Annotated in this window: 18 protein-coding genes and 1 pseudogene; 7 read left to right on the top strand and 12 right to left on the bottom strand. The window is 70.3% G+C overall.

Annotated elements, in window-relative coordinates:
- Positions 1-22 precede the first annotated feature (22 nt).
- Both RM704_RS17430 and RM704_RS17435 read left to right on the top strand, forming a co-directional pair.
- Positions 23-1,027 carry a TerC/Alx family metal homeostasis membrane protein gene (locus tag RM704_RS17430; protein WP_107072259.1) on the top strand — a complete coding sequence of 335 codons (1,005 nt, stop codon included), beginning with the start codon at positions 23-25 and terminating at the stop codon, positions 1,025-1,027.
- Between the two features lie 110 nt (positions 1,028-1,137).
- Positions 1,138-2,238, top strand: coding sequence for a calcium:cation antiporter (locus RM704_RS17435; RefSeq protein WP_033526643.1), 1,101 nt, complete (start codon positions 1,138-1,140; stop codon positions 2,236-2,238).
- Positions 2,239-2,253: 15 nt separating this feature from the next.
- Here RM704_RS17435 and RM704_RS17440 read toward each other — a convergent pair whose 3' ends face one another.
- Positions 2,254-3,531, bottom strand: coding sequence for an MFS transporter (locus tag RM704_RS17440; RefSeq protein WP_033526642.1), 1,278 nt, complete (start codon positions 3,529-3,531; stop codon positions 2,254-2,256).
- A gap of 123 nt (positions 3,532-3,654) precedes the next feature.
- The gene (locus tag RM704_RS17445; protein ID WP_033526641.1) at positions 3,655-4,701 is read right to left on the bottom strand and encodes a S66 family peptidase; all 1,047 of its coding nucleotides are present in this window, start codon (positions 4,699-4,701) and stop codon (positions 3,655-3,657) included.
- A 102-nt stretch (positions 4,702-4,803) separates the two neighbouring features.
- Here RM704_RS17445 and aroQ point away from each other — a divergent pair, with 102 nt between their 5' ends.
- The gene (gene aroQ, locus RM704_RS17450) at positions 4,804-5,277 is read left to right on the top strand and encodes a type II 3-dehydroquinate dehydratase (RefSeq protein ID WP_033526640.1); all 474 of its coding nucleotides are present in this window, start codon (positions 4,804-4,806) and stop codon (positions 5,275-5,277) included.
- 51 nt (positions 5,278-5,328) lie between these two features.
- Here aroQ and RM704_RS17455 read toward each other — a convergent pair whose 3' ends face one another.
- The 5 genes and pseudogenes from RM704_RS17455 to RM704_RS17475 form a co-directional block, all read right to left on the bottom strand.
- Positions 5,329-6,120, bottom strand: a complete 792-nt coding sequence (locus RM704_RS17455; protein WP_192829624.1) for an amino acid ABC transporter ATP-binding protein — start codon at positions 6,118-6,120, stop codon at positions 5,329-5,331.
- Positions 6,117-7,034, bottom strand: a complete 918-nt coding sequence (locus tag RM704_RS17460; protein WP_033526639.1) for an amino acid ABC transporter permease — start codon at positions 7,032-7,034, stop codon at positions 6,117-6,119. Before RM704_RS17460 ends, RM704_RS17455 begins: the two co-directional genes overlap by 4 nt.
- Complete coding sequence (locus RM704_RS17465) at positions 7,031-7,927, bottom strand: ABC transporter substrate-binding protein (RefSeq protein ID WP_033526638.1); 897 nt, start codon at positions 7,925-7,927, stop codon at positions 7,031-7,033. The genes RM704_RS17460 and RM704_RS17465 overlap by 4 nt, the downstream gene beginning before the upstream one ends.
- A 325-nt stretch (positions 7,928-8,252) precedes the next feature.
- Positions 8,253-8,444 (bottom strand): annotated as a pseudogene (locus tag RM704_RS17470) (MBL fold metallo-hydrolase); the annotation flags it as partial.
- 202 nt (positions 8,445-8,646) lie between these two features.
- Entirely contained in the window at positions 8,647-12,267 is a 3,621-nt protein-coding gene (locus tag RM704_RS17475; protein ID WP_052145965.1) for a WD40 repeat domain-containing serine/threonine protein kinase, read from the bottom strand.
- A 279-nt stretch (positions 12,268-12,546) separates the two neighbouring features.
- On the opposite strand from RM704_RS17475, the gene RM704_RS17480 reads away from it, so the two are divergent.
- A complete protein-coding gene (locus tag RM704_RS17480) occupies positions 12,547-12,792 on the top strand; it encodes a hypothetical protein (RefSeq protein ID WP_033526636.1) in 246 nt (81 codons plus the stop codon).
- Between the two features lie 245 nt (positions 12,793-13,037).
- On the opposite strand, the gene RM704_RS17485 is transcribed toward RM704_RS17480, so the two are convergent.
- Both RM704_RS17485 and RM704_RS17490 read right to left on the bottom strand, forming a co-directional pair.
- Positions 13,038-13,691 carry an MBL fold metallo-hydrolase gene (locus tag RM704_RS17485; RefSeq protein ID WP_033526635.1) on the bottom strand — a complete coding sequence of 218 codons (654 nt, stop codon included), beginning with the start codon at positions 13,689-13,691 and terminating at the stop codon, positions 13,038-13,040.
- 9 nt (positions 13,692-13,700) lie between these two features.
- Positions 13,701-14,429, bottom strand: coding sequence for a maleylpyruvate isomerase family mycothiol-dependent enzyme (locus RM704_RS17490; RefSeq protein WP_033526634.1), 729 nt, complete (start codon positions 14,427-14,429; stop codon positions 13,701-13,703).
- Positions 14,430-14,654: 225 nt separating this feature from the next.
- Here RM704_RS17490 and uvrA point away from each other — a divergent pair, with 225 nt between their 5' ends.
- Positions 14,655-17,723, top strand: a complete 3,069-nt coding sequence (gene uvrA, locus RM704_RS17495; RefSeq protein WP_033526633.1) for an excinuclease ABC subunit UvrA — start codon at positions 14,655-14,657, stop codon at positions 17,721-17,723.
- A gap of 107 nt (positions 17,724-17,830) precedes the next feature.
- Here the strand turns inward: uvrA and RM704_RS17500 are convergent, their stop codons facing one another.
- The 3 genes from RM704_RS17500 to RM704_RS17510 all read right to left on the bottom strand — a co-directional run bounded on the left by RM704_RS17500 (position 17,831) and on the right by RM704_RS17510 (position 20,501).
- Positions 17,831-18,775: a carbohydrate kinase family protein gene (locus RM704_RS17500; protein ID WP_052145964.1), complete on the bottom strand. Its 945-nt coding sequence runs from the start codon at positions 18,773-18,775 to the stop codon at positions 17,831-17,833.
- Between the two features lie 102 nt (positions 18,776-18,877).
- On the bottom strand, positions 18,878-19,861 hold the full coding sequence (locus tag RM704_RS17505; RefSeq protein WP_033526632.1) for a hypothetical protein: 984 nt from the start codon (positions 19,859-19,861) through the stop codon (positions 18,878-18,880).
- Positions 19,862-20,126: 265 nt separating this feature from the next.
- Positions 20,127-20,501, bottom strand: a complete 375-nt coding sequence (locus tag RM704_RS17510) for a response regulator (RefSeq protein ID WP_033526631.1) — start codon at positions 20,499-20,501, stop codon at positions 20,127-20,129.
- Between the two features lie 202 nt (positions 20,502-20,703).
- Here RM704_RS17510 and RM704_RS17515 point away from each other — a divergent pair, with 202 nt between their 5' ends.
- Positions 20,704-22,098 (top strand): ABC transporter substrate-binding protein, encoded by a 1,395-nt coding sequence (locus tag RM704_RS17515; RefSeq protein WP_033526630.1) that lies wholly within the window; start codon positions 20,704-20,706, stop codon positions 22,096-22,098.
- A 98-nt stretch (positions 22,099-22,196) separates the two neighbouring features.
- The gene (locus RM704_RS17520) at positions 22,197-23,501 is read left to right on the top strand and encodes an ABC transporter substrate-binding protein (protein ID WP_052145963.1); all 1,305 of its coding nucleotides are present in this window, start codon (positions 22,197-22,199) and stop codon (positions 23,499-23,501) included.
- Position 23,502 lies beyond the last annotated feature (1 nt).

The raw sequence follows: 23,502 nt of genomic DNA on the forward strand, positions 1-23,502 counted from the left end.
GTTACGTACTGCCGGAGGCGCAGTGGATGTTTCCATGACCCTATGGGTCCTCACAGTGGTGGGCCTTGCCGCCCTCATCGCGGTCGACTTCTTCATCGGCCGCAAGCCCCATGACGTGTCCATCAAGGAAGCCGGGATCTGGACGATCGTCTGGATCGTCCTGGCCGCCCTCTTCGGACTCGGGCTCCTCGTCTTCGGCGGCGGTCAGCCGGCCGGAGAGTTCTTCGCGGGCTTCATCACCGAGAAGTCCCTGAGCGTCGACAACCTCTTCGTCTTCGTCCTGATCATGGCGAAGTTCGCGGTGCCGTCCCAGTATCAGCAGCGGGTGCTGCTGATCGGTGTGCTGATAGCCCTGGTGCTCCGCGCGATCTTCATCGCCGCGGGCGCGGCCATCCTCGCCAGCTTCGCCTGGGTCTTCTACATCTTCGGCGCGTTCCTGATCTACACCGCCTGGAAGCTGATCCAGGAGGCCAGGGCCGACGAGGAGGACGAGGAGTACGAGGAGAACAAGCTCCTCAAGGCCGCCGAGAAGCGCTTCGGTGTCGCCGACCGATACCACGGCACCAAGCTGTGGATCGAGGAGAACGGCAAGCGCGTCATGACGCCGATGCTCGTCGTGATGCTCGCCATCGGCACCACCGACGTCCTCTTCGCCCTGGACTCCATCCCCGCGATCTTCGGCCTGACCCAGGACCCGTACATCGTGTTCACGGCCAACGCGTTCGCGCTCATGGGCCTGCGACAGCTGTACTTCCTCATCGGCGGGCTGCTGAAGAAGCTGGTCCACCTGTCCTACGGGCTGTCGGTCATCCTCGGCTTCATCGGTGTGAAGCTGGTGCTGCACGCCCTGCACGAGTCCGGGGTACACGTTCCTGAGATCTCCATCCCGGTGTCTCTCGGCGTGATCTGCGCGGTGCTGATCGTCACCACGATCACCAGCCTGATCGCGTCGAAGAAGCAGCAGGCGCGGGCCGAGGCCGAGCAGAACAAGGACGAAGACGTGGAGAAGGACAGCGTCGAGGCCTGACCGAGGCCGGCACCGCACAACACACACGGTTTGGGGCCCCGCACGACGGACACGCAGTTCCACGCGTCCTCCGGAGTGCGGGGCCCCTGCACGTCTGAAAGGATCACCGCATGCTCGCTCGGCTCCGGTCGCTCACGACGCGATGGACTGCTGTCGTCCCGGTGGCCGCGGTCGTCCTGCTCGCTCTGACCTGGGGACGTGATCTGCCCCCTGCGGCTGTCGCCCTGGTGACCCTGGTGCTCGCGGGAGCCGTCCTGGCCGCCGTGCACCACGCCGAGGTCGTCGCACACCGGGTCGGTGAACCCTTCGGCTCGCTCGTCCTCGCCGTCGCCGTCACCATCATCGAGGTCGCCCTGATCGTCACGTTGATGGCTGACGGCGGGGACAAGAGCTCGACCCTCGCCCGCGACACCGTCTTCGCCGCCGTGATGATCACCTGCAACGGCATCGTCGGCATCTGCCTGCTCGTCGCCTCACTGCGCCACGGGCTCGCGGTCTTCAACCCCGAGGGCACCGGCGCCGCCCTCGCCACGGTCGCGACGCTGGCCACGCTCAGCCTGGTGCTCCCCACCTTCACCACCAGCAAGCCCGGCCCCGAGTTCTCCACGGCCCAGCTCACCTTCGCGGCCCTGTCCTCCCTGGCCCTGTACGGGTTGTTCGTCGCCACGCAGACCGTGCGCCACCGGGACTACTTCCTGCCGATCACCAGGATGGGCGAGGTGATCACCCAGGACGACCACGCCGAGGCGCCGTCGGCCCGCACCGCCGGGATCAGCCTCGGACTGCTCGGCCTGGCGCTCGTCGGCGTGGTCGGCCTCGCCAAGGGCGTCTCGCCGACCATCGAGTCCGGTGTCGAGGGAGCGGGACTGCCGCACGCGGTCGTCGGTGTGATCATCGCGCTGCTGGTGCTGCTGCCGGAGACGATCGCGGCGCTGCGCGCCGCCCGCCGCGACCGCGTCCAGACCAGCCTCAACCTGGCCCTCGGCTCCGCCATGGCCAGCATCGGCCTCACCATCCCCGCCGTCGCCCTCGCCTCGATCTGGCTCTCCGGACCCCTCGTCCTCGGCCTCGGCGCCACCCACATGGTGCTGCTCGCCCTGACCGTCGTGGTCGCCTCGCTGACCGTGGTCCCGGGACGTGCGACACCACTCCAGGGCGGGGTGCACCTGGTGCTGTTCGCGGCCTACCTGGAGCTGGCGGTGAACCCGTAGGCCGGGGGACCGGGGTCAGCCCGCCGCGGGCTCCGCCTCGGCCGGTGTCGTCAGGGACGCCGGCCGGGTCTCCGGCAGCAGGGTGAAGCAGCCGAGGCTCAGCAGGGCGATCCCGGTGAGATAGGCGCCCACACCCCAGGGCACCCGTCCGCCCTGGGCCACGGCGGTGGCCACGATCGGGGTCAGGGCTCCACCGAGCACCCCGCCGAGGTTGTAGCCGACGGCGGCCCCCGTGCAGCGCACCCGGGGCTCGTAGAGCTCGGGCAGGTACGCGGCGATGACGGCGAACATGGTGACGAGGGCGAGCATCGCCACGAGGAAACCGAAGAAGATCAGCAAGGGTTCGCCGGTCGCCAGGAGCGCGACCATGGGGAACATCCACAGCACGGTGACGCCACAGCCGATCAGACACATCGGGCGCCGCCCGTACCGGTCGCCGAGCACCGCCGCCACCGGCGTCAGGGCGCCCTTCACCACCACGGCGCCCATGATGCAGGTCAGCATGACCGTGCGGCTCACGCCGAGGCGCTCGGTGCCGTACGCGAGGGACCAGGTCGTCACCGAATAGAAGACCGCGTACCCGATCGCGAGAGCCCCGGCCGTCAGCAGGACGAGTCGCCAGTGGCCGCGCACGACCTCGGCCAGCGGCACGCGCGCGGGCTCGTCGATCTGCAGGAACTGCGGACTCTCCGTGAGCGACGACCGCAGCCACAGCCCCGCGACGGCCAGGACGCCCGCCGCCCAGAACGGCACACGCCACCCCCAGGCGGCGAACTGGGCCTCCGTCAGGCTCGCCGACAGCGCGAGCATCACCCCGTTGGCCAGCAGGAACCCCACCGCGGGTCCCACCTGGGGAAAGCTCGACCACAGTCCGCGGCGATCGGCCGGCGCGTGCTCCGCCGTCAGCAGCACCGCCCCGCCCCACTCCCCGCCGAGCCCGAGCCCTTGCAGGAAGCGCAGCACGAGCAGGAGGAAGGGGGCGGCGACACCGATCGAGTCGAAGGTGGGCACGCAGCCGACGGCCACGGTCGCGCCCCCGGTCAGCAGCAGCGAGGCGACGAGGACCGGCCTCCGCCCGTGCCGGTCCCCGATGTGACCGAACAGCACCGAGCCGAGCGGACGCGCCACGAACCCGACCCCGAAGGTCGCGAAGGCCGCGAGGGTCCCGGCCAGGGGTGAGAACGTCGGGAAGAACAGCGGCCCCAGAACGAGGGCCGCCGCCGTCCCGTAGACGAAGAAGTCGTAGAACTCGATGGCCGTCCCGGCGAGCGAGGCGGACGCCAGGCGCAGCATGGAGGGCGGTTTCACGGTGCGTGCAGGTTGCATGCCGCGTCAACTACCCACGGTGACGGGCGGTTACGGGGGCGTGCGGAGGCCCGTGCGAGGCCAAGGTGGTTCGGGAGGCGTCAACGGGTCTCAGTAGGTCACCGTGATGCGCCGGGCGGGCCCGTCCACCCGGATCACGCCACCGTAGGGGACGACGAACTGCGGATCGGTGTGTCCGAGATCCACGTCGAAGACGATCGTGGCGTCGGGGGCGTACGTCCGCATGGCGCGCAGGACGGCCTCGCGCTGTCCGGCCGCGTAACGGGCCGCGTCCTCCGGGGTGTTGGGCCGGTCGAAGGACCACGTCTTGGGGCGGCCCATCAGCAGTGCGGAGAAGCGACGCAGCAGGCCGCGTTCGCCCATGTTCCGCAGGGTTCGGAAGACCTCCTCGCCGCTGGGCAGTTCCTCCGAGGTCTCCAGGAAGAGCACTCCGCCGTCGAACACGGACGGATCGCGCGGCACCTCGCGGTCGGCCATCAGCAGCCAGCCGACGATCTCCAGACAGCCGCCCCAACTCCGGCCCTCCACCACACGGTCGGCGTTCACCCAGGTCCATCCGGAGCCCGGCACGGTCTCGGGTTCCGCGTCGAAGGTCGCCGGGTCGGCCCAGTCACGGTCGATGTCGTTGAAGCGCTCGGCGGGCCGCAGTTCGTACGGCCCCGAGGTGAACAGGGCCGCGCGCAGCGACTCGGCGGTCAGTGGCTCCATGGCACCGGACCTGCCCAGCGCGGTCATCACGGTGCCGCCGTGGTAGCCGACGATCCCGGTGTTGTGCAGGTACGCCAGCAGGTTGGTGTTGTCGCTCAGTCCGAAGAACGGCTTGGGGTTGGCCCGCAGCAACTCCCGGTCCAGGAAGGGCAGCACGGTGATCTGGTCGTCGCCGCCGATCGACGTCAACACCGCCTTGACGTCCGGGTCGGCGAAGGCCGCGTGCAGGTCGTCCGCCCGCTCCCTGGGCGTCGTGCCCATCTTCCGCGTCGTCGGGTACTCGACCGGCACGAGACCGTACTCCTCGCGCAGCCGCTCCAGGCCCAGTTCGAAGGGGCGCGGGAAGAGCTCGGGCAGACCGGCACCGGGCGAGACGACGGCGACCCGGTCGCCGGGTGAGGGCTTGGGAGGGTACGAGGGCGTGGTCATGCGGGGAGGGTAAGGCCTCCTGCCTCACGGTTTCACCGTGATAAACCGGGGGCGAGCGGCGGTCCCGACGGGGCCGCCCACCCCGAACGGACCGGAGGAACCGTGCCCCGCAGCCTGGCCCACGCCCCGATCATGATTCTCAACGGCCCCAATCTGAACCTCCTGGGGCAGCGTCAGCCCGAGATCTACGGTTCGGACACCCTCGCCGACGTCGAGGCGATGTGCGCCAAGGCCGCGGCCGCGCACGGCGGCACGGTGGACCTCCGGCAGTCCAACCACGAGGGCGAACTGGTCGACTGGATCCACGAGGCGCGGCTCCACCACAGCGGGATCGTCATCAACCCGGGCGCCTACTCGCACACCTCCGTGGCGATCCTGGACGCCCTCAACACCTGCGACGGCCTGCCGGTGCTGGAGGTGCACATCTCCAACATCCACCAGCGCGAGACGTTCCGGCACCACTCGTACGTCTCCCTGCGCGCCGACGGGGTGATCGCCGGGTGCGGGGTGCAGGGCTATGTGTTCGCCGTGGAGCGGGTCGCCGCGCTCGCCGGGGCGGGCCGGGCGGACGCGTGAGCCCCGCTCCCGAAGCCGTCGGGTAACGCCCGATCTCCGGGCGGGCGCCCCTTACAGGCGGCCCGCCTCGACGATCCGGCGCAGGAACTGCCGCGTACGCTCCCGCCGCGGATCGCCGAAGACCTGGTCCGCGGTGCCGCGTTCGAGCACGACACCTCCGTCGAGAAAACAGACCTGGTCGGCGACGTCGCGGGCGAAGCCCATCTCGTGCGTGGCCAGGACCATGGTCATGCCGTCGGCCTTCAGATCACGGACGACGTTCAGGACCTCGCCGACCAGCTCCGGATCGAGGGCCGCGGTGATCTCGTCGAGGAGCAGCAACCGGGGGCGTACGGCCAGGGCGCGTACGATCGCCACGCGCTGCTGCTGTCCGCCGCTGAGCCGGTCGGGATACGCGCCCGCCTTCCCGCTCAGCCCCAGCCGGTCCAGGAGGACCCGGGCCCGTTCCTCGGCCTCCGCGCGCGGAACACCGTGCACCCGGCGAGGGGCCAGGGTGATGTTGTCCAGCACCGTCATGTGCGGGAACAGGTTGTACGACTGGAAGACCACGCCGATACGCCGTCGGACCGCGTCCTGGTCGACGCGCGGGTCGGTGATCTCCTCGCCGTCCAGCCAGATCGCCCCGTCGTCGATGTCCTCCAGCAGGTTGGCGCAGCGCAGCAGCGTCGACTTGCCGGATCCGGAGGCGCCGATCAGCGCGGTCACGGTGTGCGGGGCGACCTCCAGATCGACGTCCCGCAGCACGACCGAGCCGCCGAAGGTCTTGCGCACGGACTCCATCCGCAGCACGGGGGCGTCCTGGGAGGCGTGCACGGGCTCCACGGTCTCTCGGCTGTCGCTCATGTCGTCCCTCCCTGCGCCCGCTGCCGGTCCACGCGGGCCGTGACCCAGTCGGTGAAGCGGGTCATCGGAATGGTCAGGGCGACGAAGACCAGTCCCGCGACGATGTACGGCGTGTAGTTGAGGCTGCGGCCCACGATGATGTCGGCGGCGCGTACCGCGTCGATCGCACCGCCGATCGAGACCAAGCCGGTGTCCTTCTGCAACGACACGAGGTCGTTGAGCAGGGGCGGAACCTGACGGCGTACCGCCTGCGGGAGCACGACGTGGCGCAGCGCCTGCCGGTTGGTCAGGCCCAGCGAGCGGGCCGCCGCGCGCTGCGAGGGGTGCACGGACTCGATGCCGGCGCGGAAGACCTCGGCGACGTACGCCGAGTACGTGAGCGTCAGCGCGGTGCCGCCGAGGAGCACCGGGTCGACGGTCACACCCTGGAGCCGGAGTGCGGGGACACCCAGGACCACGATCATCAGGTTGATGATCAGCGGCAGCCCGCGGAAGAAGTCGGTGTACGCGGCCGCCAGCGCCCGCAGCGGGAAGAACACCGGGCCGCGCAGGGTCCGCGCGACGGCGATGAGCATGCCGAGGACGAGCACGGCGACGCCGCAGACCAGCAGCAGCCGTACGTTGAGCCAGAGCCCTTCGAGGACCTTGGGGAGCGCCTCGCGCGCGTACTCCGCGCTGAAGAAGGTCTCCTTGGTGCGCGGCCAGCCGGGGGCGTTGACGACGACCAGACAGAGGACGACGGCCGTGACCAGGGTCGACAGGGCGGCTACGGCGGTGGCGCGGCGGGCCCGGTCGCGCTTGTAGCGCTCGCGGTCCAGCCGCCGGCGCGAGGGGACGTAGCCGTCGTCCGCGCCGGGCGGGTCACCGTGGTCGTCCGCGCCCTCCGGGCCGGGCTCCTGCTTGACGACCGTCACTTGAGGACCGGGGCGTCGACGGCGTCGGAGAGCCACTCCTGCTCGATCTTCGCCAGCGTGCCGTCCTCGCGCAGGGCGTCCACGGCGGTCGTCACGCAGGACGTGAGGGCGCTGCCCTTGTCGAGGACGAGCCCGAACTGCTCGGGTGTGCCGCCCCGGTTCTCGAACTGGCCGACGATCCTCGCCTCCGTCACCTCGGCCGAGGTGATGTAGAACGCGGTCGGCAGATCGACCACGATCGCGTCGATCTGGCCGTTCTTCAGCGCGGACTTGGCCTGGTCGTTCTTCGCGTACGCGGCGGCCTCCCGGGTCGGCTTCACCACGTCCTGGATGTGGTTCAGGCTGGTGGTGCCGACCTGGGCGCCCAGACGCAGCTTCCGTAGGTCCGCGATGCTCGTCGCCTTCGCGGCGGCGGAGCCCTTGAGCGCGACGACGGCCTGGCGCACGTCGTAGTAGCCCGACGAGAAGTCGACGGCCTTCTTCCGCTCGTCGCTGATCGACACCTGGTTGACGTCGAAGTCGAAGGTCTTCGCCCCCGGCGCGAAGGCCTTGTTGAAGGGCACGCTCTGCCAGACGACATCCGCCTCGTCGTAGCCGAGCTGCTTCGCGACGGCGTACGCGACCGCCGACTCGAAGCCCTCGCCGTTCGTCGGGTCGTCGTCCTTGAACCAGGGCTCGTACGCCGGTTCGTCGGTGGCGACGGTCAGCTTGCCGACCGTCTTCGTGCTCAAGTCGCCCTTGGCGCAGGAGGCTCCGGACGCCGAGGAGGCCGAGCCGGAGGCGTCGTCCTCCGGCTGCGGGGCGCAGCCCACCGCGACGACGGTGAGCAGGGAGGCTATGGCGGCGGAGGCGGCACGGCGCGGGGAGCGCGCGGTTCGCAGGACAGGACGCATGGCGTGAGATTGACAGCGCGACGTGCCGTCTGTCGAGGTCACATGGGCCATTGTCCGCATTCTGGGAACGGGTGTTGCGGTCCCGTGAACGCGTGCGACGAGGGGGGCGGGGCCGCCGGCCGAGGGCGGGGTTGATGAGGCCGGCGGCCCATCCGCGCGGGAGCCGTCATCCCGTGCGGACCTGCCTCCAGTGGACTACGCCACGGCGCACGCCGGGAGCGCGCGCGTGACACCGGCGTGTGCGTTCGATTCACACGGGGCGCGTGCGGGAGCGGTCGCGCCCCTGGCCGGTCGTCCCACCAACTGCCGTACGGCACCAGGGAGTTCACCAGCACCGTGCGCGCCACTCCGGCAGGTGCGGGCGCTCCGCGCCGAGAGTCGTGTCGTTGCCGTGGCCCGGGTAGACCCAGGTCTCGTCGGGGAGCGCGTCGAAGATCTTCGTCTCCACGTCATGGATCAGACGGGCGAATGCCTCGGGGTCCTTACGGGTGTTGCCCACACCGCCCGGGAACGCGCGGACCCCGGCCAATACGGTGGAGCAGGCGCTCAGGAGCACGCTCACGAACGAGTGGACGCCTCCCGGGCCGTGGCGCGGATCGGCCAGCGTGACCAGCCGCTGCTCATGAGCCGCACGACCAGAAATTGCCCTGCCCACCCGATGCCCTCGATCTCCGCGAGGATCTGGCCAGTGAGCCAGCCTTCCTGCCATCGGGTGCGCTTCAGCACACGGGGTGGCGAGCGCGTTTGGGCAGATACTGTTCCCACTCCTCGGCGGTCAGGTCACGGCCCACGCTGCGGCAAATCTCGTTGATGATCGACTCCGGGTCAAGGTCGATCATGACGTGTCGATTGAGCGTGGAGGCGACGTGCAGTCTGCCGGAGGTGTCGAAGGCGAGGGAAATGCGATCTCCACCAGCCAGTCGTAGTGGGCCACCGAGGCGGCGGCGGTCGGGCACGTCCCACAGGCGCACGCCGGTATCGTCCACCCCGGCCAGAAGTTGTCCGTCCGGTGAGAACCGCAGACCGGTGACGGGAGAGTCGGTATTGCCCATGGACGGTACGGCTCCGATGCGCCGGGTCGCGGTGGCGTCCCACAGGTCGACACTGCCCCGGTCGGTGGAGACGGCCAGGGTTTGCCCGTCCTCGCTGAACGCCACATCGCGGGCGTCGGCCGGTCCCAGCGCCTGCCGCCGTACCTGTTTCGACGTGAGATCGATCCGATCACCTGAGGCGGTCACCAGGAGGTTACCGTCGGGCGAGAAGGCGATTTCGGCCGCGCCGGCGTCGGGGAAGACAGCCGCACGGCGGGAGGTGGTCAGATCCCACACTTCTATGGTTCGGCGCGTGACCATCGAGGCGTCAAGACGGGAGACGGCGATCCGACGGCCGTCAGGAGAGAAGGCGATCGCCTCGGGTTCGTCCTTGCCCCGAAGGCCGATCCGCGGGCCGTGAGGGCGACCGGTCCTCGCCGACCAGACCTGGAGTGAGGGGCCGCCCTCGTCGTCCACGACGTGCGCGTACAGCTCTCCGTCCGGGGAGAACGCTCCCACAACCGTGTCCACCAACGAGAGGAACGGGCTGCCCGCTGTCTTCAGCCGCCTGCGGTGACCGTCGGTCGTCAGTTCCAGTACATCTTGGGCGAAGGAATAGTGCAGCACGGCCTGCGCGCGCGGCGCGAAAACGGCAAGCCGCCCCTCCTCGCCGTCACGCTCCCGCGCCAGCCAGGACAGATCCACCGACCGGACCCTGCGGTCGTCCTCGATGAACCGCAGGATCCGGTCACCGTCGAAGGACAGTTCCCATACCTGTGCCGCCCCTTGCGATCCGGAGTCGAGATTGGAGGTGGGAAGGCGCGCCGCTAGCAGCAATGTGTCGCCGTGCCGTTGCCAGACCAGGATCCGCCCGGGGACGGACGCCGCCACCAGGGTGCCGCTCTCGTTTATGGCCCATCGATACGGCACTTCCTCCACCGGAAGGCTGATCGTGCCGACCTCGGTAGCGGTACGAGTGTTCCACAGCATGCCGCTCAACCCGTCGAGTGAGCTCAGCAGGTATGCGCCGTCACCAGAGAAAACCAACTGGGTCTCGGCATCGCACTCCATCGAGGTGGGCACGCCATCGGACTGGCTGATGAACCGTCGCTCGTCTCCGGTGCGTAAATCCACCAGTACGGCAGGTTTCCCGCTCGTGCATACGGCGACGGACTCGCCATCGGGGGACAGGACAGGCTCGGCCTCGTACTTCACCAGCCGGGACCAGAGCGTCCGGCCGGTCCCTGTGTCCACCACGCTCTGCCGAAACCGGTCGCCTTCCAGCCAGGAGAGCGCGGCTCGGCGGGCGTTGCGGGAGGCGCTGTTCACCCCAAGGGTCTGCCCTTTGGCAAGGAGCGGGCCCAGTCGGGGCGTGCCCCCGGTCAGCGTGACGGCCCGGGCACCGCCGCCCTCGCCCTGGGGCACGACGACCTTGCTGCCGTCCTCCGCGAAGCGGACTGCGCTCGCGTACTGGCCGATGAAAGCAGCCAACGGGGCGTGTCCAACGCGTGTTTGCGTGTCCAGATCCCATACATGCGCCGCCTCTCCGTCCACCACGGTGGCGAGTCGTCCGCCGGGCAGCAATTGGTCTCTCACCCCCAGCGCGGGACGGGTGTCGGGCACGCGGACGGGGTTGTCTGTCACCTGCCGTATCCCATGGTTCAGGGAGTTGTACAGCGCCGCTCGTGTGTCGTCGACGTCCGCGATCAACCAGGACGCCGCGCTCAGAAGCATCGCCGCCTCCGGATCACTCGTCCGGACATTCTCGGCGATAGCCGCCGCCGTCCGCGCGGCATCCTGCTCGGCGCGGGCCCGGCTGATCCGCGTCTGGTGGAACGCGAGGCCCCCGGCGACCAAGACCAGGACGACCAGCACACTCACCAGCGTGAACAGGCGTCGCCTCCTGGCGGCCCGCCGCGACTCGGCCTGCTGGGACGCCGCCAGGAAACGCCGCTCCGCCGGAGTGGGCCGCAGATGGGCGGGAGCGTCAGCGTAAACGTCCGCGTGAGCACGCAACGCGTCCCCACGCAGCAAGTCATCAGTGCGCCGTCCGCCGCGTTCCCACGCGGCGGACGCTTCTCCCAGGGCACGGAGGTGGCGCAGCCCCTCCCGGTCGTGCATCAGCCAGTTCCGCATCCTCGGCCAGGCATGACCGAGCGCGAGACTGGCCGGACGGATGCCGGTACCCGTGCGCAGGAGAATGCCCTCGGCCGTGAACGCCGCGAGCACCTCCTCCAGGACCTCTCGCTCCTCGGCGCTCCGGTCGGCGGTGAACTCCTCTTCCTCAGCCGTACGGGAATTGTCCTGGGAGCAGTCCGCTGCCTTCCCGGCGACGACGAACCGCAGCAGAACTTCCCGCGCCCGGGCCCGGGCGGAAAGGGACAGCGACTGGTGGGCGGCCTCGGCGCGTTCGGCCAGGCCGCGTCGCGCGGTGAGATCCCCGGTGTCCGCGTGCACGGCGGATGCCGCGTCCGCCCCCGCCGACAGCAACGTGCCGGCGTCAGTGTCCTCGACGAGACCAAGCAGGCCGGCCAGCAGTGCATGTGCGTTCGGCCGGGCAGCGGGATCGTCCCTGTGGAGCGCCGCCTCGACGAGCCGCGACAGCGGCTGAGGGAGGAAGCTCGTGTCCGGCTCGTACGCCACCGTGCGATAAATGATCTCGGCGTCATGGGCCCCGCCGAAGGGATGTGCACCCGTCGCGGCGAACAGAACCACCGCGGCCCACGCGAAGACGTCCGCTCCGGCCGTCGGCGGCTTGCCGCGCAGTACCTCCGGCGCCATGTAACCGTACGTGCCACCCGCGGCGCCGTCGGTGAGGGTCATCTCCTGCGTGCGCGCGAGTCCGAAGTCGATAACGCGCGGCCCGTCCGGACCGATCAGCACATTGGCCGGTTTGAGGTCATGGTGCAGCACTCCGGCACCATGAATGGCCGCCACTGCGGTTGCCAGCCCCATCGCCAGCCGGACCAACGCGTCCCCACGGAAGGGCCCGTGCTCGCGCACAGCTGCACTCAGGGTGTGGCCGGGCACGAACTCGCTGACGAGGTAGGGCTGTTCTCCGGTCGTGTCCGCGTCGAGGACCCGCGCGGTGCAGAAGGACGCCACACGGCGGGCGGCGGCGACCTCCTTGGCCAGGCGTGCCCGCGCCCCGGGCAATGCGAGGCTCTCCGGCGACGGAACCTTCACGGCGACCCGTTCGCCCGCAGGCCCGTATGCCTCGTACACCACTCCCTGCCCGCCGGCGCCCAGGCGCCGCTCCGTGCGATAGACCCCGATACGCAAGGGATCCCCGGGGTGAAGACCGGGCATCGTGCTCCTCCACACCGCAGGCGGCTGCAGCCATTACGGCTGCAAGGACCAGCCTCGCGGGGGGAACGGTTCCCTTCACCTTCTCTCTCCACTCGAATGGACGGAGCCGGGCAACCGAGGCTTGGGCGAGGGGAAGGCCGCTGAGTGGCAGGTGCGGATGTGCTCGGCCTTCACCGGGGTGAGGCTGGCGGCATGGCTTCCGCCCGTGGCTGTATACCCGCCCGACGAGGACGGCGGACGGCGGGCCGGAGGAGTGGGGCTACCACCAGGGAGACAACCATGACTGTCCGTACCTATGTCTCGACGACTGTGCGGAACGACCGTGTCGACGAGGTTCTCCATGCGCTGGAGAAGGTCGATCCGGATGCGATCGTGGCATCCGTCAACCGCTCGGACGCTCCCGACATCCCTGCCGGGGTATCGGTATCGCTGACCGGTGATGCCCGTGAGGCGGTGAGGACGCAGCTCGCTGTGATTCCCGATCTGGAGTGCGAGATTGACGTGCGGGACACTGAGGATCAGTGAGCCGGACTTCACGAATGGCCCCCGTCCGGTCTTGGTGACCGAGCGGGGGCCATCCGTCACGGCGGCCAGCCTCAGCGCACGATCGGGCACAGATCTTCCTCACCCCGCGGTCACTGCTGTTTGTGTCGGTGACGGAGCGCTGGACGCCACCGTCCGTGGGCACGATGCTCTCCGAGCGCCGACGGGCCTGAGCGCGCGACCGCCCCTACTTCGGTTTCGAAACGGGGGCGGTCGTCGTTGGACGGTCACCAGCCGCGTTCGCGCCACTCCGCGAGGTGGGGCCGCTCCGTGCCGAGCGTGGTGTCGTTGCCGTGACCGGGGTAGATCCACGTCTCGTCGGGCAGGACGTCGAATACCTTGGTTTCCAGGCCGTCCATCAGGGAGTTGAACTCCTCCGGACGTGTTGTCCGACCAGGACCGCCCGGGAAGAGACAGTCACCGGTGAACACATGGGGATGCCCGTGGGGGTCGTCGTAGACCAGCGCGACCGAACCGGGCGTGTGACCGACCAGATGGCGCGCGGTGAGCTCCACGCGCCCCACCCGGATCGTGTCCCCGTCGTCGACGAGTACGTCGGTCGCCACCGGGATGCCCTCGGCGTCGGCCCGGCCCGCGTACGTACGGGCGCCCGTGGCCGCCACGACCTCGGCGAGCGCCTGCCAGTGGTCGCCGTGCTGATGCGTGGTGACGACGGAGGCGATCCCGTCGTCACCGATCAGGGTGAGCAGGGTGCGGGCGTCGTTCGCGGCGTCGATCAGCAGTTGCTCGTCGGTGGCCCGGCAGCGCAGCAGGTACGCGTTGTTGTCCATCGGGCCCACCGCGACCTTGGAGATCATCAGGTCCGGCAGCTCGTGCACATCCGCAGGACCGCCGACCTTCACCGCTCCGCTGTACGTCATGAGGGCAGCCTATAGCGGGGGCAGCGAGGGGAGCGTGCCTCCTTCGACGCGCAGCGCGGTGCCGTCCCGGCGGCCGGCGAGCCAGCCGAGGAGGTCGGCCCGGCTGCCGCTGACGACGAGATCCGGCAGGGGCGGGCGGTAGCCGCTGTCGAGCTGCTCCTCGGTGACGCCCTCGACGGCCCCGGTGGGGATCATGCGACCGTCGTCCCGTCTGATCATCAGGGCGGGGACCTCGGGGCGGCCGTGGAACCGGTGGGCGAGGAAGTTGATCTCGCGCTGGGTGAACTCCTCCGGCAGATCCTCCAGCTCGTACCCGATCCCCAGGTCCACGTGATGGAGCTCCACCTCGATCCACCGCCGGAACGGCAGCCAGGCCGCGGTGTCGAGGACCCCGTTGCGCAGCTCGACCGTGCGGGACCAGTCCTGGGAGACCGAGGCGGCGTCCTGGAAGCGGTGCGCGCTGTCGCGTACGTCGGCGAGCTGGGTCTTCAGCGGACGCGGCGCGTCCCGCTCGATGTCGGCGTCCCGGGCGTCGCCGGAGACGTACATGGGGCGCCCCTCGAGGACGTTCACGAGGGCGTCCGCGTTGCGGGCGAGGTGGGCGAGGACGTGACCCCGGGTCCAGCCGGGCAGTCGTGACGGCTCGGTCACAGCGGCGTCGTCCAGGTCGGCGACCGCGGTGAGTAGCCGGTCCGTCGCTTCACACACAGAGGCCAGGTCACGCGCGTGATCCATCATGCCGCCGACCCTAGTCCGGGCCACACCTTCGGGTGAAGGTGGCGGACCAGGGCCGTAAATCGAATGCACGTGCTATATGGTCGGGAGCGGCGTCGGGCATGCTGGAAGGCCCGGGATTGTTGTGGAACGGGGAAACAGGACCGGCGCTGTCAGTGGCTCCCCCTAGTCTGTGGAGGACGGGGGCTCCGGCCCCTGTCACTTCACTCAAGAAAGGTGCGGACCGGCGTGGCCGACCGTCTCATCGTCCGTGGCGCGCGCGAGCACAACCTGAAGAACGTCTCGCTCGACCTGCCACGCGACTCGCTCATCGTCTTCACGGGCCTGTCGGGGTCGGGCAAGTCCTCGCTGGCCTTCGACACGATCTTCGCCGAGGGGCAGCGCCGGTACGTCGAGTCGCTCTCCTCCTACGCCCGGCAGTTCCTCGGGCAGATGGACAAGCCGGACGTCGACTTCATCGAGGGTCTGTCCCCGGCGGTCTCCATCGACCAGAAGTCGACCTCGCGCAACCCGCGCTCGACGGTCGGCACCATCACCGAGGTCTACGACTACCTGCGCCTGCTCTTCGCGCGCATCGGCAAGCCGCACTGTCCCGAGTGCGGCCGCCCGATCTCCCGCCAGTCGCCGCAGGCGATCGTCGACCGGGTGCTGGAACTGCCGGAGGGCAGTCGCTTCCAGGTGCTGTCCCCGCTCGTGCGGGAGCGCAAGGGCGAGTTCGTCGACCTCTTCGCGGACCTCCAGACCAAGGGGTACAGCCGTGCCCGGGTGGACGGTGAGACCGTCCAGCTCTCCAACCCGCCGACCCTGAAGAAGCAGGAGAAGCACACCATCGAGGTGGTCGTCGACCGCCTCACGGTGAAGGACTCCGCCAAGCGCCGCCTCACCGACTCCGTGGAGACCGCCCTCGGCCTCTCCGGCGGCATGGTCGTGCTCGACTTCGTCGACCTCCCCGAGGACGACCCCGAGCGCGAGCGCATGTTCTCGGAGCACCTGTACTGCCCGTACGACGACCTGTCCTTCGAGGAGCTGGAGCCCCGCTCCTTCTCCTTCAACTCGCCCTTCGGCGCCTGTCCCGACTGCTCCGGCATCGGTACGCGCATGGAGGTCGACCCCGAGCTGATCGTCCCGGACGAGGACAAGTCGCTCGACGAGGGCGCCATCCACCCCTGGTCGCACGGCCACACCAAGGACTACTTCGGCCGCCTCGTCGGAGCCCTCGCGGACGCCCTGGGATTCCGGACCGACATCCCCTTCGCCGGTCTCCCGCAGCGCGCGAAGAAGGCCCTGCTGCAGGGCCACAAGACCCAGATCGAGGTCCGCTACCGCAACCGGTACGGCCGCGAGCGCGTGTACACCACGGCCTTCGAGGGCGCCATCCCCTTCGTGAAGCGGCGGCACAGCGAGGCCGAGAGCGACGCCAGCCGTGAACGCTTCGAGGGCTACATGCGCGAGGTGCCCTGCCCCACCTGTGAGGGCACGCGCCTGAAGCCGATCGTCCTCGCGGTCACGATCATGGAGAAGTCGATCGCCGAGGTCTCCGCCATGTCGATCAGCGACTGCGCGGACTTCCTGGGCGAGCTGAGGCTGAGCGCCCGCGACAAGAAGATCGCCGAGCGGGTGCTGAAGGAGGTCAACGAACGGCTGCGGTTCCTGGTCGACGTCGGCCTGGACTACCTCTCGCTGAACCGCGCGGCCGGCACGCTCTCCGGCGGCGAGGCCCAGCGCATCCGCCTGGCCACCCAGATCGGCTCCGGCCTCGTCGGTGTGCTCTACGTTCTCGACGAGCCCTCCATCGGTCTGCACCAGCGCGACAACCACCGGCTCATCGAGACCCTGGTCCGGCTGCGCGACATGGGCAACACGCTCATCGTCGTCGAGCACGACGAGGACACCATCAAGATGGCCGACTGGATCGTCGACATCGGCCCCGGCGCGGGCGAGCACGGCGGCAAGGTCGTGCACAGCGGCTCCCTGAAGGAGTTGCTCGACAACACCGAGTCGCAGACCGGGCAGTACCTCTCGGGCCGCAAGGCCATCCCGCTGCCCGACATCCGCCGCCCGCTCGACCCGAGCAGGCAGCTCACGGTGCACGGCGCCCGGGAGAACAACCTCCAGGACATCGACGTCTCGTTCCCGCTGGGCGTCTTCACCGCCGTCACCGGTGTCTCCGGTTCCGGCAAGTCGACGCTGGTCAACGACATCCTGTACACCCACCTGGCCCGCGAGCTGAACGGCGCCCGAAGCGTCCCCGGACGGCACACGCGCGTGGACGGCGACGACCTCGTCGACAAGGTCGTGCACGTCGACCAGTCGCCGATCGGCCGTACGCCCCGGTCCAACCCGGCCACGTACACCGGTGTCTTCGACCACGTCCGCAAGCTGTTCGCCGAGACCACCGAGGCGAAGGTCCGCGGCTATCTGCCCGGGCGCTTCTCCTTCAACGTCAAGGGCGGCCGCTGCGAGAACTGCGCGGGCGACGGCACCATCAAGATCGAGATGAACTTCCTCCCGGACGTCTACGTCCCGTGCGAGGTCTGCCACGGCGCCCGGTACAACCGGGAGACCCTGGAGGTCCACTACAAGGGCAAGTCCATCGCCGACGTGCTGAACATGCCGATCGAGGAGGCGACCGACTTCTTCGAGGCCGTCCCCGCGATCGCCCGCCACCTCAGGACCCTCAAGGACGTCGGCCTCGGCTACGTCCGGCTGGGCCAGGCCGCCACCACCCTGTCCGGCGGTGAGGCACAGCGCGTGAAGCTCGCCAGCGAGCTCCAGAAGCGCTCCACCGGACGCACGGTCTACGTCCTGGACGAGCCGACCACCGGTCTGCACTTCGAGGACATCAGCAAGCTCCTCACGGTGCTGTCCGGCCTGGTCGACAAGGGCAACACGGTCATCGTCATCGAGCACAACCTCGACGTCATCAAGACCGCCGACTGGGTCGTCGACATGGGCCCCGAGGGCGGCGCCGGCGGTGGCCTCGTCATCGCCGAGGGCACGCCCGAGCAGGTCGCCGGCGTTCCGGCCAGCCACACGGGCAAGTTCCTTCGGGAGATCCTCGGCGCCGACCGGATCAGCGACGCGGCCCCGGTGAAGGCCCCGCGCAAGGCCGCGGCGAAGAAGACCGTCGCCGCCGGCTCACCGGCGAGGAAGACGGCGACGGCCCGGACCACCACGGCCGCCAAGACCGCGACCGCCAAGACCACGGCGGCCAAGACCACGGCCGCCAAGAAGGCTGCCGCGAGCACGAGGAAAGCCACTCCCGCGAAGAAGGCCACGGGGGCGCGCAAGGCCTGAGGCGCCCGAGCCTCAGCCGCTGTCACGACGAGAAGAGCAGGGCGGCCCGCGGGAACCCCCGCGGGCCGCCGTCTGTTCACCCGTCAGCAGCCACGGCCCCTCGACGGTCAGCCCTCCCGCACCTGGGGTGCCAGGGAGGCCGTCGGCTCGCCCACCTCCGCCGCGTACGGCGGCTGCGCGCCCGCCCGGGAGCAGGTGATCGCCGCCGCGCGGGCCGCGAAGCGGAGCAGACCGGCCCAGTCCTCGGCGCCCAGGGCCGCGACGGCCGCGTCGGAGAGGGCGTCCCGGGCCGCCAAGCCGTGCAGGAGGGCCGCGTTGACGGTGTCACCGGCGCCGATGGTGTCGACGACGTCGATCTTCTCGCCCGGTACGGAGTGCTCCCCACCCGCCCGGGTGTGGACGGTCAGCCCCTCGCCGCCGTGGGTGACGACGACGGCGGCCGGGCCGGAGTCCAGCCACAGACGCGGAGTGCCGCCCAGCCACCGCGCGTCCTCCTCGGAGAGCTTGAGCAACGACACCGAGGGCAGCCAGCTGCGGAACCGGGCCCGATAGGCGTCCGCGTCCGGGATCAGACCCGGCCGGATGTTGGGGTCGAGGGCGGTGAACACACCCTGGGCGGCGGTCGTGTGCAGCAGCTTCTCGTACGCGCTCGCGCCGGGCTCCAGGACCAGTGAGCAGGTGCCGAAGGAGACGGCCCGGGTGCCCTCGGGAAGCCGGGCGGGTGTCACGAACAGGCGGTCGGCGCTGCCCTCGACGTAGAAGGAGTACCGGGCCGAGCCGTCCGTACCGATCGAGGCCAGGGCGAGGGTCGTGGGCTCCGGGCCCCGCTGCACGGCGGCCACGTCCACCCCCGCCTCGCGCAGGCCGGTCAGCAGGGCCTCTCCGTAGACGTCGTACGACACCCGGGAGCAGAAGGCGGTGGGGGAGCCGAGACGGCCGAGCGCCACGGCCGTGTTGTAGGGACCGCCGCCGCGGGCCGGCCGCAGATCCACGAGCGCGCCCGCGCCCTGCGGGACGAGGTCGATCAGGGCTTCACCGGCGACGACGATCACGAGACGGATCCTTTCTGGGGGCTTCCGGCCGGAAAGTATCGCAAAGGCGTGCGCGTCGCGACGGGCGTCCGCCCCGGTGCCGGGCCGTCCGCTCCGCAGTGCTCACTCCCAGTCCCAGCCGATTCCCACGATCCCCGTCCGTACCCGGGGTTCGACGAGGTGCACCGAGCGGTGGAGGCCGCTCAGGGCGAGGTTCTGCCGGCCGCCGCGCGGGGCCGCGGCGGAGTGCTGGCTGAAGCGGTGGCAGCGCAGGGGCAGGGCACGTTCGTCGAAGCGGACCTGGAGGGCGTACTGGCCGCCCGTGGAGCGGAAGCCGCGGACGTACTCGGTGCAGACACCGGCCGTGCCGTCGTCGAAGCCGTAGCGGAAGAGGTGTGTGTCGCCGCTGCGCAGCCGGGTGTCGAAGAGCAGCTCGGCGACCAGGACACCGGTGTCCCGGTCCCAGCGCACCCGCCCGCTGCGGCAGTTCTCCAGGGCACGGACGCCCATCCGCTCCGGGGCGCAGCCAGGATCGCCGTGGTGGACGGCCACATAGCGGTCCACACCGTCCTTGTGGGCGCGCACGATCTGCTGGGACTCGCGGCCCAACAGCTCCCGACAGGCACCGACCCGGACCCGCTCGTGGTGGCCGATGGTGTGCACCCCGCCGTCGAGCGGCACCTCCATTTCGGCGAGAAGTCGTTCGAGGACGCCGGAGGCCTCCACGACGGAGCGGTACGAGCGGCCGGCGGGGCGTCGCGGACCGGACTGCTCGTCGGCCCGGGCGAGCAGCCGGATCAGCGACTCGTCCGGGAGCTGGAGGATCTCCTCCAGGGCCCGTACCGCCCGCAGCGACTCAGGACGCTGCGGACGCCGGGCACCCTGCTGCCAGTAACTGAGGCTGGTGACCCCGACCTTGACCCCGTGGCGCGTCAGGTGGTGCTGCACGCGCTGCAGCGGCAGTCCGCGGGCGGCGATCGCGGCGCGCAGGGCGACATGGAAGGGGCCGCCCCGCAGGGCCGACTCCAACTCCGCCGCGGCGACGTCCGCGACGGCTGCGACGTCCGTGACCACCGCGACGTCCGCGTGCTCTGTGGCGTGCCGCATGCAGGGACCTTTCCGTAGACGAGTGCGAGTGCGCGACGTGTGCTCGGGACCGCGCGTGCCGATCGGGCACCCGGCGGACGCTCGGGGCCACAGGAACCCTGGGCGGCCGTCCGTCCGTCTTCACATCCGTACGCCCTGGGCGGCCGTCCGTCTTCACATCCGTACGACCGCGTTCCCCACCCCGAGTTCCCCCGCATTGAAGCGTGTTGACCAAGTCCCGACAACACCCGCCGCCCGACATGGCCGGACACCGTCGCCGGGATCGTCACCGCGCGGACGGCCCGTGACCGGGCCCCGACAGGCCCCGCAGTGCCTCTCCCGAGAGCTTCGACTTGTGAAGAAACCCCCGGGCGGGACTGGCGGCGACGAGTTCCTCGATGTCGTCCAGCGGGTGCGTGGAGATGAGGACGATGACGGAGGCGGCCGTGCGGGCGAGCCTCGGCGCGAGGTCCAGTCCGCTCTCGCCTTCCAGGTCGATGTCCAGCAGGACCAGATCCGGGGCCAGTTCCACGACCCGTGCCAGCGCCTCCGTGCCCGTGGACGCCACACCGACGACGGAAACGCCGTCGCGTTCCAGCAGCTTACGGGCGGCCTCCAGGAACCGGGCACTGTCATCGACGATGAGACAGCGCATGGACATGGGCACAGCCTTCCAAGGTGGTCAGGGCCATACATTCCGGCTAGCCGTAAAGTGTCGTCGCCGCCGGACACCCGGCGGCGGGAACGTGCTCAAGTGCTGTGCCGGACCGAGGGGTTCTCTCACTCAGGGGATCGCACACGACACGAGGAGTAGCATGTCGTGGCCCTGAGGGCCGTGCCGTCCGGTCGAGTGGGGGTGTGCGATGAAGACGCAACGCGGGGACCTCGGAAAACGTCCTGTCCGCCGTGCCCTGATGTCGGGCGCTGCGGCCGTCGTGCTGCTCCTGGCCGGATGTGGCGCCGGTGACGGCGAGCGCCGGGTGGACGAGGAGGACAAGGCGGCGGGCGACACGACCTGCGACGGCAGGATCGACGGCACCGCACACATCACGATGTGGTTCCACGCGGGCCAGAGCGGCGAGCAGACCACGCTGAAGAGCCAGGTGAAGGAGTTCAACCGAGCCCAGGAACAGGTACGGGTCGAACTGGTCACCCTGCCCGAGCAGCGCCCGTACACCGAGCTGGTGCTGTCCGCGGCGGCCAGCGGCGATCTGCCGGACCTGCTCGATTTCGACGGCCCGAACCTCTACAGCTACGCCTGGTCCGGCACGCTCAGGCCGATCGACTCCTGCGTACCCGCGCGGACCAGGAAGGACCTGCTGCCCTCCCTCCGCGAACAGGGCACGTACGACGGGCGGCTGTGGGGGGTCGGCACGTTCGACTCCGGACTCGGCCTGTACGTACGGCCGTCCGTGCTGAGGGACGCGGGCGTGCGCATCCCGAAGGGGATCGACGACGCCTGGACCGCCGACGAACTGACGGAGATCCTGCGCACGCTGCGCGAGGCGGGCTACGAGGCGCCGCTCGACCTGAACTTCGTCGACTCCAGGACCGCCGACGAGTGGAACACCTACGCCTTCGCGCCGGCCGTGTGGTCCGCCGGCGGCGACCTCATCGACCCCGAGGAGTTCCGCACGGCCGACGGTTTCCTCAACAGCCCCGAGTCCGTCGAGGCGCTCACCACCATGCAGCGCTGGGTGGAGGAGGGATACGTCGACAGGGACCGGAAGAAGGACAAGAGCGCCTTCGTGAAGGGCCGCACACCCATCTCCTGGATGGGGCACTGGAAGTACGGGGAGTTCAGCGAGGCCCACCCCGGCGACGTGGCGATCGTGCCGCTGCCCGACTTCGGCACGGGCACCGTCACCGGCATGGGTTCCTGGCAGTGGGGCATCCCCTCCGGGGACGCCGACGGCGACGCGGTGTGGCGCTTCCTGGAGTACCTGCTGCGCCCCGCACAGGTGGCCAGGATGAGCGAGGCCAACGGCGCGATCCCGGGGACCGAGGGCGCGGTGAAGCTGTCCCCGCTGTACGACGAGGACGGTGCGGAGCGGCTGTTCATCGAGCAGTTGCGCGGCGGTGCCGCCCGGCCGAGGCCGCAGACACCGGCGTACCCGGCGGTCACCGTCGCGTTCTCGCAGGCGGTCGCCGACATCGTCTTCTCCGGAGCGCCCGTCGAGAAGACGCTGGACGACGCGGTCGAGGCCATCGACCAGGACCTCGCCGCCCACGACGGTTACCCGAAGAGCGGCCCGTGACCCGCTCCGCCCGGCCCCGGCGAAGCGCTCCCCGACTGCCCGGACGGACCGCCGCTTCGAGGACGTCGCACCGCGCGCGGGCGTCGCTCGTGCTCTGCATGACCCTGCTGCTCGCGGGCTGCGAGGCGGGCGGGGACGACGGCGAGCAGCACCCCCGGCGGACCGCCGACGCGACCTGCGACGGGCGCATCGACGACCCCGCGCAGATCACGCTGTGGTTCCACCAGCCGTCGGCGCACGGTGAGCTGGAGGCCCTACGCGCCCAGGTCCGGGCGTTCAACACCGCCCAGGACGAGGTGACGGTCCGCCTCGTGGACGTCCCCGAGGGCGACTACGAGGACCTGGTCCGCACGGCCGCCGCCGACGGGGAACTGCCCGACCTGCTCGACTTCGACGCGCCGAAGCTGTTCAGCCACGCCTGGGCCGGCCACCTGAGGCCGATCGACTCCTGCGTCCCGGAGTCCCTGCGCGCGGACCTGCTCCCCTCCGTCCTCGAACAGGGCACCTACCGGGGCCGGCTGTGGGGCCTCGGCACGTTCGACTCCGGACTCGGCCTGTACGTACGGCCGTCGGTGCTGAAGGACGCGGGCGTGCGCATCCCGAAGGGAGTCTCCGACGCCTGGACCGCCGACGAGTTCACCGGCATCCTGAAGAAGCTGCGCACCCTGGGCTACGACAGACCCCTCGACCTCCAGCTGCCGTGGGCCGACACCGAATGGGGGACGTACGGCTTCGCGCCGGCCGTCTGGTCGGCGGGCGGCGACCTGATCGAGCGGTCCACCTATCGAACGGCCGACGGAGTGCTCAACGGGCCGCGGTCGGTCGAGGCGCTGACGACGCTGCAGGGCTGGGCGAAGGCGGGATACGTGGACGCGAACAAGAACCTCGACGCCTTCCAGAAGGGCCGCAGTCCCGTGTCCTGGACCGGCCACTGGTGGTACGGGCGCTACACCGAGGCCCACCCCGGCGACGTGGCGATCGTGCCGCTGCCCGACTTCGGCACGGGCAGCGCCACCGGGATGGGTTCCTGGCAGTGGGGCGTACCCGCGGGCGGGGCCGACGGTGACGCGGTCTGGCGCTTTCTGTCCTTCCTGCTGCGCCCCGACGAAGTCCTGCGGATGACGGACGCCAACGGCGGGATCCCCGCCACCGGCACCGCGATCGAACGCACCGACGCGTTCGCCGAGGGAGGGCCCGCGCGGCTCTACATAGACCAGCTGCGGGGCGGCACCGCCCGCCCCCGGCCGCAGACCCCCGCCTACCCGGCGATCACCGACGCCTTCGCCGAGGCGTTCGCGAAGATCATGCGGGGAGCGGCGGTACGGCCCGCCCTGGACGAGGCGGTCCGCGCCGTCGACAAGGACCTGGCGGACCACGGTCACTACCCCCCGACCGGACCGTGAG

This window comes from Streptomyces gottesmaniae (genome assembly GCF_031845845.1).
Lineage (GTDB): Bacteria > Actinomycetota > Actinomycetes > Streptomycetales > Streptomycetaceae > Streptomyces > Streptomyces akebiae.

What these genes read in the sequence shown, in the direction of transcription:
- RM704_RS17445 (WP_033526641.1), bottom strand. Translation starts at nt 4,701, where the DNA reads ATGACCACGCCCTCGTACCCTCCCAAGCCCTCACCCGGCGACCGGGTC.
- RM704_RS17485 (WP_033526635.1), bottom strand. Translation starts at nt 13,691, where the DNA reads ATGACGTACAGCGGAGCGGTGAAGGTCGGCGGTCCTGCGGATGTGCAC.
- RM704_RS17505 (WP_033526632.1), bottom strand. Translation starts at nt 19,861, where the DNA reads ATGCGGCACGCCACAGAGCACGCGGACGTCGCGGTGGTCACGGACGTC.
- RM704_RS17475 (WP_052145965.1), bottom strand. Translation starts at nt 12,267, where the DNA reads ATGCCCGGTCTTCACCCCGGGGATCCCTTGCGTATCGGGGTCTATCGC.
- RM704_RS17490 (WP_033526634.1), bottom strand. Translation starts at nt 14,429, where the DNA reads ATGATGGATCACGCGCGTGACCTGGCCTCTGTGTGTGAAGCGACGGAC.
- RM704_RS17455 (WP_192829624.1), bottom strand. Translation starts at nt 6,120, where the DNA reads ATGAGCGACAGCCGAGAGACCGTGGAGCCCGTGCACGCCTCCCAGGAC.
- RM704_RS17480 (WP_033526636.1), top strand. Translation starts at nt 12,547, where the DNA reads ATGACTGTCCGTACCTATGTCTCGACGACTGTGCGGAACGACCGTGTC.
- RM704_RS17440 (WP_033526642.1), bottom strand. Translation starts at nt 3,531, where the DNA reads ATGCTGCGCCTGGCGTCCGCCTCGCTCGCCGGGACGGCCATCGAGTTC.
- RM704_RS17515 (WP_033526630.1), top strand. Translation starts at nt 20,704, where the DNA reads ATGAAGACGCAACGCGGGGACCTCGGAAAACGTCCTGTCCGCCGTGCC.
- RM704_RS17435 (WP_033526643.1), top strand. Translation starts at nt 1,138, where the DNA reads ATGCTCGCTCGGCTCCGGTCGCTCACGACGCGATGGACTGCTGTCGTC.
- RM704_RS17520 (WP_052145963.1), top strand. Translation starts at nt 22,197, where the DNA reads ATGACCCTGCTGCTCGCGGGCTGCGAGGCGGGCGGGGACGACGGCGAG.
- RM704_RS17465 (WP_033526638.1), bottom strand. Translation starts at nt 7,927, where the DNA reads ATGCGTCCTGTCCTGCGAACCGCGCGCTCCCCGCGCCGTGCCGCCTCC.
- RM704_RS17510 (WP_033526631.1), bottom strand. Translation starts at nt 20,501, where the DNA reads ATGTCCATGCGCTGTCTCATCGTCGATGACAGTGCCCGGTTCCTGGAG.